Consider the following 14,094-nt stretch of genomic DNA (forward strand, 5'->3'; position numbering starts at 1 on the left):
TATAATATAAAACTCGCGTAGACTTCTTCGCGAGTTTTATATTATTACTTAGAATGAAAGTAGGAGACAATCAATGAATAAAATATTCTCTAACCTTATAAATATGAAAGGCGAAGACTTTTATAAGTTGTGCAGAGAGAATATTGCTGCCCAGAAGAAAATGTTTGTGATTACAGCTAATCCAGAAATTTTTATTAAAAGCTTATCTGAACAAGAAATTACTGAAATCTTAAATTCACCAGAAAGTAGCATCGTGGCTGATGGTATTGCGATTGTTCAAGGGGCGAGATTTTTAGGAATTCCCATTCCTAATCGCATTACAGGAATTGACTTAACGACTAATTTACTTGACGCCCTACATCAAAAAAAAGGGAAACTTTATTTGTTAGGTGCAGCATCTGACGTGATGGAAAAGTTAGTACAACGTATAGAGGAACAATATAGCGGCATTGAGTTAGTTGGGTTTCATGATGGTTATTCTTTTGATGAAGCAGCAGTGACTGCTGAGATTTTAAAAAAACAACCTGATTTATGCCTAGTTGCACTTGGTGTGCCACGACAAGAAAAATTAATTCATAAAATCTATCCACATGCCAAAAAAGGAGTCTTTATTGGCGTTGGCGGTACATTTGACGTTTTAAGTGGAACAAAGAAAAGAGCTCCTCAATTTTTTATCAAATTCCGCTTAGAGTGGTTGTATCGCATTACCAAAGAGCCTTGGCGTTTAAAACGTTTTGCTGATAATAATTTGCGCTTTGTTGGAGTTTTAGTGAAAACGCGAATTCAATCAAAGAAAGATCGTTAATGGAGGATGTTATGCCAAAAATTTATTTAACGAGTTTGCATCTAATGCACGGAGGGACAGAATTTGTTATTGTTCAATTAGCCAATGCATTTGTCGAAAGAGGCTTTGATGTTACCATTTTGTGTACTTATTATTTAGGTGAACCGGTTTATCCACTAGATAAGCGTGTGAAAATTGATTATTTGACACGTTTAAAACCTAATCGTGAGTCTTTGAAAACAGCTTTAGAACAAAAAAACATTTGGCAAATTGTCAAAGAAGGCCTATATGCTACCCGTGTGTTAATTACGAAAAAACTAGTATTGATTAAAGCCTTTCGACAAATTAAAGACGGAACGATTCTATCATCTAGAAATGAAGACACGATTTTGTTGTCGTTATTTGGTCATAAAGATGTCGTAAAAATTGGACATATTCACCATAATATTGAAAAAAATGATGCGGTTACTAAATCCCTAATGAAGAGGTATCGGCACATTGATGCAGTTGTTTTTTTAACAGAAGAGTTAAGAGATAAAGCGGAACAGTGGACTCAAAACCGAAAAAACCAAGCAAGATATGTCGCCATTGCCAATGCCATTACACCTTTAGAAAATCCAATTCAACTTAAAAGGGAAAAAGTAATCTTATCGGTGGGACGGCTACATCCCGAAAAAGGGTATACTCGTTTATTAAATGCGTTTAAAGGCATCCATACTCATGCACCTGAGTGGCAATTACAAATCATTGGAGAAGGGTCCTTATTACCCACGTTACAAGAACAGGTGGCACAATTGGAATTAACTGAGCATGTATCATTCTTAGGTTTTCTTGATAATCAAACAATACGTCAAAAAATGCTCGAAGCGTCGATTTATGCGATGACTTCAGAATCAGAAGGCTTTGGCATTGTTTTAGTCGAAGCGATGGATGCAGGCTTACCACTAATTGCTTATGACGTGCCGGTCGGACCAAGAGCTATTATTGCTAATTATCAAAATGGTTTTTTAATTGAAAACGACAACCAATCGGAATTTGTTCAAAAAACCTTGGCTTTAATTAAAGACGAAGCACTCAGAGAACAGTTTGGTAAATATTCTAAAAATATTGCTCAAAAGTATACCATGGATCAGGTGTTTTTTGAGTGGTTAGCGTTACTGGCCAGTATAAAAAAATAAAAAATTCAATAAAGTGGAGGAATCAATGAAAATTACTGTAATTATTCCAACATATAATGATGCAAAAAGTATTCGCCAATCATTACTTTCATTGTTTCATCAAACGGATAAGGATTGGGAATTAATTATTGTGGATGACGGATCGACCGATAATACGCAAGACGTGGTTCAGGACTTAATTGCTGAGTATGCATCGTTATCTGGACAAATTCATTACCTGAAACAAGCTAATCAAGATCAATTAACGGCTATTTTGACTGCCTTGCCCTACGTGACAGGAGATTATATTTACATTCTTCATTCCGATGATTATATCCCCGAAATAAACACATTTGAACAATTAAAAAGAGTTATTCAAACCGATCCAGAATATGATGCTTATATTGGCAATTGGTATATTATGGATGAGTTTTCCCAACGTCAAGGGGTGAAAAAAGTTATGCCTTATAAAAACAAAGATTCAAGGCTCGCATTACTTTATTTATGGTTAGGTCGCAACTTATACGTTGATGTCGGCTTGTTTAGAACCAGTACCTTTTTAAAGAACATTAAGGAATCTTATCTCACTTGGAACATGCCTTTTTGGGTAAACTTTCAAACCAACCAACTACTGAAAGTAAAGAATGTCGACTTTATCATGTATGAATATCGCGTATTTTCAGGGAATTATGCCAACACGGAGTTAGGCCAATTAAATGTGATTAATGGCGAACTCCGTACTCTAGTTGCATTGATGAAAACGAAATCAATTCCACTTTACAAATGGCAATTTATTTTATTTCGCTTGCTGAATAAATTGGGGTTGAGCCAATGGTATACACCAATTTATTTTAACCAAAAAGAAAAGCATCCAGGTAAGGTTATTGAATTCGCTGTGAGGAAGCGTTTTGGCGAAGGTTACAAGACAAACCTTTTTTTAAATAGTTTGGTGAGTTACTATAAACAACCGAATCAGCGAATACTAACAATCAAGGCACTCCCAACGGAACTGCCAATCTATTACGGTAAGGATATGCGTATTTTTAATCAGTTGTTAATTGAAGACAACTTGCCTGCGTTTTACCAAACCTTATTGCTTGAAATGTCTCAGGGGTTTTCGACAATTCAGTGTAAAGAAGAAGATTTGGATAAACTCCAAACTATTTGTCGTTTTTTTTGTATCCAACCTGAATTTAAAGTATTTTAAATTCAGCTACAACTATAACCAAAGACGCCAGATATAATTGTTGTAAAAAAAGAATATGAGGAATGAAGTAAATGAAAAAAATAATTATTTTTTTTGAAAACAATTTTGTAAAAAGTGCTCTTGCCTTACTTTTAAGTACCATTTTTAGTATAGGAATCTTAGTAGTGACATTAGTATTATCAAGTGCTAAATTCAATGAACTGTTATTTCAAAGTTATTTAGCCAGCCCTTTACTGTTATTAATGAATATTATCCCAATTATTTTAATTATGGTCCTCTTGTATTTTATTTTTAATACTTTATGGTTAAGTTATCTATTAACGGTTATTTTGTTTGTAGGTGGTGGCTTAGTCAATAAGTTTAAATTAACCTATCGAGATGACCCCTTTGTTTTTAGAGATTTGAAATTATTTGCCGAATCCTTACAAATGTCTAAGCAATATTCTTTGACGGTCGACCAAATGCTAGTCATCTCAATTATTATCTTATTATTATTCACGATTGTTATTAAATTATTTATAAATATAAAAATTAAGTCAAAAAAAACCAGAGTAATTAATATTGTTTTGATGGGGATCCTTGCTGGTGTTTTCGGCAATAGCTATTTTGATGAAGACGTCTATGCACTTATAGGCGATGAAACGCTTATCAATCGTTGGATAGGTTCACAACAATTTCAATCAAAAGGTTTTGTCTATCCTTTTTTATATAGCGCTAAAGGAGCCAAAGAAATTGCACCGGAGCATTATGATGAAGACCAAGCCATTGAAACTTTAGCAACTTTTAATTATCAAAATATTGCAGAAGATCAAAAGGTCAATGTTATATCCATCATGCTGGAAGCTTACAATGATTTTTCTAAATTTGATACCGTCGAAATTCGCGAAGACGTCTACCAAGACTTTCATGACCTTCAGGAACAGGCTATTTCGGGTGATTTAGTGACCAATATTTTCGCTGGTGGGACAATTAACACGGAACGCGCGTTTTTGACGGGATATTATAGTTACACAGATTTTTATAAAAACACGAACTCGCATGTTTGGTATATGAAAGAACAGGGCTATACGACTGAAACTATGCATCCAATTACTGGCTCTTTTTATAACCGCCGTAATGTCAATGAATTTTTAGGTTTTGACCATTTCGATCATTATGACAATCGTTTTCGATACGTCCAAGAACCGTATTTATCAGACTGGGCTTTTTTTGATGTTATTACTGAAAGTTTTGAAAATAGCATCACATCTGGTAAGCCTTACTTTCATTTTTCAACTACTTATCAAAATCACGGCCCGTATGACACCGAAGCCATTACGACTGAAGAGTATTTAGTCAACCAAGAAGGATACAATATAGAAGATTATAATATTGCTAATAATTACCTTTCAGGTATTAAAGCGACGAATGAAGCAATCAAAAAGTTAATTACGTATTTTGAGCAAAGAGAGGAACCTGTCGTTGTCGTTTTATTCGGTGATCATAACCCTTGGCTTGGTGTAGGTAATTCCGTTTACGAAATGTTAGGTATTGATTTAGACGTCAGTGAAGTCACTGGTTTTAAAAACTACTACACCACGCCATATGTTATTTGGGGAAATGCCGCCGCCACCGAAGTTACTCGTAATGGTTTTATTGCAGAGGGCCAAGATCTAAGCCCTAATCATTTGATGACTGAAGTTTTCGAGCAAATTGGTTGGGCTGGTAATGAATTTATGCAATACTTAAAAGGATTAAAAGAAGAAATACCAGTTAATCATACCGTCTTCTTTGAAGAACAAGGTGTTTACATACAATCAGAAGAAATCGCACCAGCAAGCGTCAGTAAATGGGAAGAATATTTAAACATCGAATATTATTTAGCCAGTACAAAACCAAAGAAATAAATACATTATACAAGGAGCAAGTTATGAAAAAGATAATGGTTGTTTTCGGAACAAGACCAGAAGCAATAAAAATGTGTCCACTAGTCAAAGAATTAAAGACAAGAAAAAACTTAGAAACAATAGTCTGTGTCACGGGGCAACACCGACAAATGCTAGATCAAGTTTTAAAAACATTTGAGATTACACCAGATTATGATTTATCCATTATGAAAAGTAATCAGACATTATTTGACGTAACAATTAATATTTTGGACCGTATGAAAGATGTTTTAGAAACCGTTAAACCAGATGTTGTGCTTGTTCATGGGGATACCTCAACAACTTTTGTGACGTCATTGGCTTCTTTTTATTTGCAAATTCCAATTGGACATGTTGAAGCAGGATTACGTACACATAATATCTATTCTCCTTATCCAGAGGAGTTTAACCGACAAGCCGTGGGTCTCGTAGCCAAGTATCATTTTTCTCCAACAGGACAAGCTAAAGAGAATCTTTTGGCTGAAGGGAAGAATCCAGTAGATGTTTATGTGACTGGCAATACCGTTATTGACGCCTTAAAAACAACTGTTAGTAAAGACTATACTCATCCACATATTGAATGGGCAAAAGATAGCCGTCTCATCCTGATCACTGCACATCGTCGTGAGAACTTAGGAGAACCAATGCGTCACATGTTTAAAGCAATCAAGCGGATTGTTGATGAAACACCAGATTTAAAAGTGATTTACCCGATTCATATGAATCCGGTGGTGCGTGATGCTGCTAACGAGATTTTAGGGAATGACGATCGTATCAGAATCATTGAACCATTAGAAGTTTTAGATTTTCATAACTTTATGGCGAAATCTTATCTTATTTTAACTGATAGTGGTGGCGTGCAAGAAGAAGCACCAAGCTTGGGTAAGCCCGTTTTAGTGATGCGTGATACCACTGAGCGTCCTGAAGGGGTGGCGGCAGGCACGCTGAAGCTCGTTGGCACGGATGAAACTGTGATTTACGACTCATTTAAAGAACTGCTTGAAGATGAAGAAGAGTACAAGAAAATGAGTTACGCAAGCAACCCTTATGGTGATGGGACAGCTTGTCAACAAATCGTTGATATTCTAAGCGAACGTTTAGGCGAATAATTAATGACAGAAAAATGGATTTAGCAAATAAACTAACTTTATTTTAAAAGTTAGTTTATTTATTTTTTTAAATCCATTTTCCTCAAGTTAATTTGCTGACCATTCTATACATTGTTTTTGATGAAAATAAGAAGGACCGATTTTTTTTTATAGATAACCAAAGAGCAAAAAAGAATCCGTTAATCGTAACTAGCTTTTTTCAGTAATAAACGAAAATAAAAAATGATTTAAATGAGTATTTTGAAAGTTAAGAAATTTTCGCAAAATTGAACATCAATAAAAATTATGCTACAATTGCTGAGAATTATTTTATTAGGAGCGGAAGGTATAGTATGTCTAATATAAAGAAAATAGCTTCAAAAATTTTGTCTCTCACTTCAAAACTAGTACCTGTTGATCAACGACTCCTACTATTTGAAACGGGATTAGAAAAAGCAGATGACAACCCAAGGGCAGTTTACGATTATTTATTAAAGATAAACGAATACAACTTCAAACACAAGTTTGTCATTTCGAAGAAAACCGACACCACTGGGATTCTCCCAGAAGATATCGTTTACCGAAACAGCCTTAAATTCTACTGGTACATGATGCGCAGTAAAGTTTGGGTAAGGGCACAAAGTCTAGGATCTTTAGTTAAGAAAAAAGACAATCAAATTTATTTGCAATTGTGGCATGGAAGTGAATTTAAGAAAGAAGGTTACAATATTAAAGACCTACCGATGGAACAAAGGATTCAACAAGGACATACTAAGGAGTGGGACACTTTTGTTGCCACTAACGAACGCGATATCGAGTACTTCCGGAGCTCTGTCGGTTGGTATACAGGGGATGCACATGCACTTGGTCTCCCTCGCTATGACCACTTGCTATCAAAAGAGTACTTATCAAAAAAAGCGAGCATCTTTGAAACTTATTGTATTCCGCAAACGTACCAAAAATATATTTTATACGCCCCAACATTTCGTGATTGGGAACTAAATGAAAGTGTTGATGTGATTTCCAAAGGACTCAATGATGTAATTGCTGTCATGCCAAAAGAGTATGCATTGTTAATTCGCTTGCATCCTTTGTTACTAAAACAAAGTAAGTCTCTATTATCTTTACCTAAAAATTGTTTTCCCGTCACACACGTCAACCAAGTTACGGATTTATTTTTGATTGCCGATACTATCATTAGTGATTATTCATCAATTGTTTATGATTATATGTTAGTCAACGATTCGATTGTTTGGTATTTATACGATAAAGAACGGTACTTTGCAGATCGGGGGGGGGTCTATTATGATTATGACACTGAGCTACCAGGTATTACTTGTGAAACAATTGAAGAACTAAAAGAAATTTTGATTTCCTTGGATTCCATAGAAATACGCCGAAAAATGAAAGAAAAACACGAGAAATCCATGAAAGTTATTCATGAGTATACGGATGGAGAAGCGTGTAAGCGAGTTGTTGAATTAATCGCCAGAAAGACGAGAGTGAAATCCAAATGAAGAAAAATATCGTATTATTAGTTCTGTCCATGCTGTTTATTAAACTATTTGGTATCGGACGCGAACTAGCATTAGCTTATTTTTATGGAGCAACGGCTTATGCGGATGTGTACCTAATTGCGAGTAGTATTCCAACCACAGTTTTAGGCTTAGTTACGGCAGGATTAACCACCAGTTTTATCCCAGTTTATAACAAAATTAAAAATGATTATAGTGAAGAAGAAGCCAACCGTTATACTAGCAACTTGCTAAATATTTTACTTGCTCTGTCTTTAATCTTATCTTTGATTTCTACGGTCTTTATTGAAGACGTGGTAAAAATATTTGCGAGCGGATTTAAAGGAGAAACATTGGCAATTGCAGTGCAGTTTACTCGCTACACAATTTGGGCGATGGTATTTACCGCTTTAATTTCTGTTATGACCGGATTTTTACAAATGCGTCAACGTTTTTTAGTCCCCACGTATTTAGGTTTAATCATGAATCTTGTCGTGATTGCTTCAATTTTTCTAAGTGATCATTTTAAAAATCCAGAATTAATGGCAATAGGAGTTGTCGTTAGTGGAGCGATTCAGTTTTTAGTTTTATACGTTTCCCAACGCCTGCTTGGCTATCGTCACAAAGTGGTATTTAAGCCGACCGATAAACACATCAAATACATGTTATACATTTCTCTCCCTATTATTATTGGTACATCCGTCGATCAATTAAATTCAATCGTTGATAAATCAATTGCTTCATCGGTAGCCGTAGGGGGGGTTGCGATTTTGAACTATGCTTCTAAAATTAGTGATTCGATTTTAAATATTTTTGTCACGTCGATTGCGACTGTCTTGTTCCCGAGTCTTTCTGAAGTAGCTGCCTCAGGGGATATTCCGAAACTGCGACGTTTATCAACAGAAGCGGTTCGCTACGTGTCGATTTTAATTATTCCAGCGATTGTTGGGATTATGATTTATGCAGAAGAAATTGTGACAATTTTTTATGGTCGCGGACAGTTTACCCAAAGCGCCTTGGAACTAACAACCTGGTCTTTAGTATTTTATGCCTTTGGTAGCTTTGCCTTTGGTTTACGTCAAATTATCATCCGAATGTTTTATGCATTACATGATACAAAAACGCCAGTTTACAGTTCAATAATTGCAGTCATCCTAAATATCACTTTGAATTTAATCTTATCAAAAATTATTGGCATTCCGGGTCTAGCTTTAGCGACCTCGATTTCAGCTTATGTATCGGTTTTTATCTTGTTTTATTTTGCTTCAAAAAAAGTGGGTGACTTAGGTTTGAAATCGGCGCTCACTGTCATTTTAAAATGTACCGCGGCAGCAATTGCGATGGCAGTTGTATCGTTAATTTTCTATGAGTTTATGGCTGGCTATATCCCAAGAGTTGCGGCCCTATCGGTGTCGATTCTACTTGCTGTTCTACTTTATGCTGGTATCATGTTGCAGATGAGAATCGAAGAAGTAGATACAATCAAAGAAAAAATTTTCAGCAAGCTGAAACGACCAAAAGTGAAGTGAAACACGAAAGCATGTGATTGACAAATTTTAGGTGCATGCTTTCATAAAAGTAATAACAATTAATTTGGAGGAACTGATGAGCTCACAAGAATACCAACCGAAATACCAACGACAAGTACAATTGTTTTTAGTGTTTTTTTTAATGTTTCAACCGTTACTTGATTTAAATATCTTTTTCTTAAATTCTAAATTAGTTTTCTTCGGCCTAACCATTCCATCTTTGGTTCGTATGGGAGTGGTAGGAGGATTGTGTTTATTTGAAATTGTCGGATTTCTAAGACGGCCAAAAATTAATCGTGATCTTTCTAAAAAATGGCTACTTTTAGCCTTAATCTATGTGATTTATTTCGTCATTCATCACCTCGTATCATCGAAGTATTACACGCCCTTTGTTTCTCAGTTTCCTTATTCGGTTAAATCGGATACGATTTATTTTTTTAAATCCTTGATTCCAATAGTACTGATTTTTTTGTTTATCAAATACCGTATAAGCAATTATTTTAAAGAAATTATCTACGGTTGGATTCTTTTAATTGCCGGTAGCATTGTGCTGACCAACTTACTTGGGATCTCTTTATCATCTTATACGAATGAACCGATTGTTGGTAATATCTTTACTTGGTTTACCGGAATTTATAATGAATGGTCCTTCCTGCAAGTCGCATCCAAAGGCTTTTTTAGATATGCCAATGAGATTTCAGCGATTTTAGCAATCTTAACACCATTTATTACGTACTATGCCTTTATTGAACGTAAGGTATTACCGATTGTCCTTCTTTTTCTCACGCAATTATCAATGATGATGATTGGGACCAAAGTTGCGCTGTACTCTTTCATTGTGATGTTTGCGGCGACCTTAATTTTAATTGTTTTCTACGATATTCTTTTAGGGCGTCAAAAAATCAAACTATACCAAGTCTTACTTCTTATTGTTGTTCCTATAACTTATGTTGCGATTTTTCCGCATTCCCCTTCAGTGGCTCGTTCCACGTCGATGAGTACCGTGGTAAAAGCAGCCGATGAAAAAGAAATGGAAGAACAACCTGATGAAAATCTAAAGATAGAAGACGAATCTAACCTGAAACGTATTCAAAAACCAATTGTGCCTGTGACAGACGACAATCAAATTGACGCTATATACGACAATATCGAGAAAAAATATCCAGAGAAACGGATTAGTCATTACTTCTTGTTAAAAGCGTATCCTTATAATGTCGATCCGGTTTTTTGGGTAGGAATTTTAAATCAAAAAAACGAGAAAACTATGAATAATCGCTTTGTGGAGCAACAAATTCTAAAACGGGTAAAAGCTGTGAATGATAATCCATTGGAGTCCTTTTTTGGTATGGGTTATTCAAGAATGAATCATTTATACCCCTTAGAACAAGATTTTGTTGCACATTTTTATACGATTGGGATTATTGGTATTCTATTATTCTTCGGCCAGTATTTTCTTGTCTTTGGTATTGGCTTGGCGATTCTCTTTAAAGGGAAAATTTTTAAGTTGCAAGCCTATGAAGCGATTACGTTAATGTCCCTAGTCTATTTGGTAGCAGTGGCGATTAATAGCGGGAATGTGATTGATAGTTTATTCACACCGATTATTGCGGCAGCCTTAATTAGTAAAATGATATTTGATTACAAGAAGATCATTATGCGAAAAGGAGAAAAACAAAAATGATCCCTAAAAAAATTCATTATGCCTGGTTTGGTGGGAAAGAAAAGCCGAAAAAAATTAGAGACTGTATGGCAACTTGGGAAAAACATTTAGCCGACTATGAAATCATAGAGTGGAATGAAAGCAATTTTGATGTTTATTCGCATCCATATGTTAAAGAGGCTTACCAAAATAAAAAATGGGCCTATGTCAGTGATTACGTTCGTGCTAAAGTTTTGTTTGATCAAGGTGGCATCTATTTGGATACTGATGTTTTAGTTTTAGATAATCTAGATGAATTTCGTAAAAATCGTGCATTTGTAGGATTTGAAAATCCAGACTATCCATTTACAGCTGTTTGGGGCTGTGAAAAACATCATCCACTAGCCAAATCAATCTTAGAAATGTATGATCAAGTTGAATTTCAATATGATATAAATGACGAAATGAAGTTTGTGAATACAAAGACTGTTTCTGACATATTGATTAATCAATATAGTTGTCTAGTAAATAACAAATATCAAGTATTAAAAGAAGATATTATTGTATATCCAGACAATATATTGTGTAATCCAAGTGCCGAATCGAGTACTATTCATGTATTTACTGGGACTTGGATTGAGGCTAGAAAAACCTTTAAAGTCAGATTAAGTCAATATTTAAGAACCAAGCTAACGTCGAAAGGCCGAGCCAAGCTTTATGCGAAGTACTTTGGGAATGATTAAGAGAATAAAATGAAATTTTCTAGTCGATGATGGAATAGATAGATATAATCCCGTTAAATAAATACCTTTAAAAACATCTAAATAAACCTGAATTATTCATGAAAATGTGAAACATAACAAAATCGGATAAAAATGAAACAATACACTCATTCAATTTGAATCAGAAAATAAACGAAGGATAATTTTCGAGTGATTGATAAAAAATCGTTGAACGAAACCTAAAAAAGAGCAAACGAACCCCTTGGCCGTTCAATCAAAATTTTTTTTAGAAAGAACGGAGCTGTTTGGTGACCGAAAAATAATCATTCAAATAAACAAAGGTTTCATCTAGTTTGAAATGGATTTTTCCAGCATGCGAAACAATCTTAGTTGCGACTTTAATGAGGCGTTGCCGGATCGTGCCAATCGTCAATTTCTTCATGGAAGGAGGAAAGACCCAACTTTTCATCAGCTGAATGATATTGTAAGACAAGATATCTAGCCACATACGTGCTTCATTGATTACAAATTTTGAACTGTCTGTCTTGTCCATGAAAAAACCAAGTTTCGCTTCCTTAATGAAGTTTTCCATCAATCCGCGATTTTTGTATCGTTTGACGATAATTTCTGGAATGATTCCTTCCATATTCGTCACAATAAATAGAGGTGTAAACAATAGTTTCCCAGCAGGTCGTTCGTTTTGTAGAACGACCGTCCGCTCCTTCTTCCAAGAATTCGCGCGATAATCGAACGCGTCAAATTGACGTTCAAGCTCAACGATTGGATAGGATTCGTTACGGAAAATAAAAGATTCCGCGGTTCGATTTAATCGATCATTTGATTTTAAACGGATGACATATTTCACTTCGTAAGTTTCACACAATTCGTACAAAGCAGGAACGGCAAAACCCGAATCTCCACGAATAAGAATATGACTGACGTTTAAATCTTCAATCAAATGTTTCAAAAGTGGCTCTAAAAATGGCACGACTTCCGTTGACGTATAGACATTGCCTTTACGAAGTTGCGCTTTCAAAAAAAGACCGGTGACGGCATCAAACGCCACGAGTGGATGCTAACCAAATGTTCGGTAATGGTTATTAAAATCGGAACTTTCTTGTTTTCCAAAGGTATCGCAATGAGTGGAATCTAAATCAATCACGACGGTATCGATGGACTCTTGCCCGTAATATTGATCTAAATAACGTTGATTTAAACAATTGAACGCCTCAATATTTTCAGGCGTGATGGATTGGAACATGCGAGACATCGTTGGTTGAGAAGCAAGCTGTTTCTTTTGAAGTGTTTGGGTAAATAATTGATTATGGGTAAGCGAATCAGAAGCGTCATCGGTATCATAGCATAGCCCACAATTTGTTGGAGAAGCGCTTGTTCAAAGACAGATTGACTCGTATGGGTGAGTCGTTTGCGATCGTCCTTAAATTGAACCGTTTGAGCAAACAACGGATAAAAATTCGATTTCACCATAAATTCTTTCACTAATGGCGAGCCACCATCGACCGAAAGTGCACCGCCATCCGCAGAAATTTTAATATTCGTATTGAATGTTAGCGTATAAGATTTTAAAGTAGACATATAGACATCCTTCTTTCTATTTGTTTTGGGTAGTAACTTTACAATAACGGAAGGATGTCTATTTTTGTATACCAAATGGGTTGAAAGTCAAGATTCTTTCAATCCTTGATTTATAAGGGATAATCATTTAGTTTGTTTTGTTCATGAATAATTCAGGATAAAATAAGAAAATAATAGATATTTTGAATCATCTTTATCACAACAACACTCGATTTAATATTAATTTTTTCAAAGTCTTTATATGAGAATTGTTAAGGTTGATTTTGTTGAATTATAAGGGAAACTAGCCGATATTAATAATATCAAGCATTGGGTAACTCAAAAAAATCTATGAGAACTTCTGTAAAAAAATAACCAGTACACTTTACAACGAGCCTCCATCGTTGAGCATTCTGACGTTAAGAATGACAATAAAGGAGCGTGGTAGAACGAGATGTTATAGCCCAACAACTCTCATTGTCAAGTTTACGCTACACCACTTCAAATAACAAAAAATTTAATGTGATTGAAGGGGACGTTTGTTTTCTAAAACCTTTGTATAGCAATGTTCACAGTGGATTTTGATAAAAACTATCTGAATTAACAAGTATGGAAAAGAGGGGAGAAAATGAAAAAAATAATTTTAGGGATGATTTCATTTTTTTTAATCACAACTCAAGGTAGCTTAATGGCTGAGGCCGCTACTAAGAGATGGGAATTAAATGAGAGTCAGCAATGGAATTATTATATCGATAATAAGAAAAAAGTGGTTGGTTGGCAGTATATTAATCAAAAATGGTACTATTTTGATAATAACGGCGAAATGTTAGTTGGTTGGCAATATATCAATCACAAGTGGTATTACTTAAATGTTAGTGGTGAAATGTTAGTTGGTTGGCAATATATCAATCACAAGTGGTATTACTTAAATGTTAGTGGTGAAATGTTAGTTGGTTGGCAATATATCAATCACAA

At 35.0% G+C, this 14,094-nt stretch carries 9 protein-coding genes and 3 pseudogenes; 10 read left to right on the top strand and 2 right to left on the bottom strand.

Annotation, left to right across the window (positions count from 1 at the left end):
- Positions 1-73 precede the first annotated feature (73 nt).
- From JOD14_RS06130 to JOD14_RS06170, 9 genes are all read left to right on the top strand, one after another.
- Positions 74-805 (top strand): WecB/TagA/CpsF family glycosyltransferase, encoded by a 732-nt coding sequence (locus JOD14_RS06130; protein ID WP_204653961.1) that lies wholly within the window; start codon positions 74-76, stop codon positions 803-805.
- A gap of 11 nt (positions 806-816) precedes the next feature.
- Positions 817-1,962 (top strand): glycosyltransferase, encoded by a 1,146-nt coding sequence (locus JOD14_RS06135; RefSeq protein WP_204653962.1) that lies wholly within the window; start codon positions 817-819, stop codon positions 1,960-1,962.
- Positions 1,963-1,987: 25 nt separating this feature from the next.
- Positions 1,988-3,148, top strand: coding sequence for a glycosyltransferase family 2 protein (locus tag JOD14_RS06140; RefSeq protein ID WP_204653963.1), 1,161 nt, complete (start codon positions 1,988-1,990; stop codon positions 3,146-3,148).
- Between the two features lie 71 nt (positions 3,149-3,219).
- Positions 3,220-5,034: an LTA synthase family protein gene (locus JOD14_RS06145; protein ID WP_204653964.1), complete on the top strand. Its 1,815-nt coding sequence runs from the start codon at positions 3,220-3,222 to the stop codon at positions 5,032-5,034.
- A gap of 23 nt (positions 5,035-5,057) precedes the next feature.
- A complete protein-coding gene (gene wecB / locus JOD14_RS06150) occupies positions 5,058-6,161 on the top strand; it encodes a non-hydrolyzing UDP-N-acetylglucosamine 2-epimerase (protein WP_204653965.1) in 1,104 nt (367 codons plus the stop codon).
- A 332-nt stretch (positions 6,162-6,493) separates the two neighbouring features.
- Positions 6,494-7,657, top strand: coding sequence for a CDP-glycerol glycerophosphotransferase family protein (locus JOD14_RS06155; RefSeq protein WP_204653966.1), 1,164 nt, complete (start codon positions 6,494-6,496; stop codon positions 7,655-7,657).
- The gene (murJ, locus tag JOD14_RS06160) at positions 7,654-9,183 is read left to right on the top strand and encodes a murein biosynthesis integral membrane protein MurJ (RefSeq protein ID WP_204653967.1); all 1,530 of its coding nucleotides are present in this window, start codon (positions 7,654-7,656) and stop codon (positions 9,181-9,183) included. The genes JOD14_RS06155 and murJ overlap by 4 nt, the downstream gene beginning before the upstream one ends.
- A 76-nt stretch (positions 9,184-9,259) precedes the next feature.
- On the top strand, positions 9,260-10,864 hold the full coding sequence (locus JOD14_RS06165; RefSeq protein WP_204653968.1) for an O-antigen ligase family protein: 1,605 nt from the start codon (positions 9,260-9,262) through the stop codon (positions 10,862-10,864).
- A complete protein-coding gene (locus tag JOD14_RS06170; protein ID WP_204653969.1) occupies positions 10,861-11,565 on the top strand; it encodes a glycosyltransferase family 32 protein in 705 nt (234 codons plus the stop codon). Before JOD14_RS06165 ends, JOD14_RS06170 begins: the two co-directional genes overlap by 4 nt.
- Before the next feature lie 265 nt (positions 11,566-11,830).
- Here the strand turns inward: JOD14_RS06170 and JOD14_RS06175 are convergent.
- Positions 11,831-12,886: pseudogene (locus tag JOD14_RS06175) on the bottom strand (IS1380 family transposase); the annotation flags it as partial.
- A 29-nt stretch (positions 12,887-12,915) separates the two neighbouring features.
- Positions 12,916-13,140, bottom strand: a pseudogene (locus JOD14_RS13615) (transposase); the annotation flags it as partial.
- A gap of 607 nt (positions 13,141-13,747) precedes the next feature.
- Between JOD14_RS13615 and JOD14_RS06190 the strand changes: the two are divergent.
- Positions 13,748-14,094, top strand: a pseudogene (locus tag JOD14_RS06190) (hypothetical protein); the annotation flags it as partial.

Origin of the sequence: Enterococcus lemanii, assembly GCF_016909125.1 — a bacterium.
Taxonomy (GTDB): Bacteria; Bacillota; Bacilli; order Lactobacillales; family Enterococcaceae; genus Enterococcus_I; species Enterococcus_I lemanii.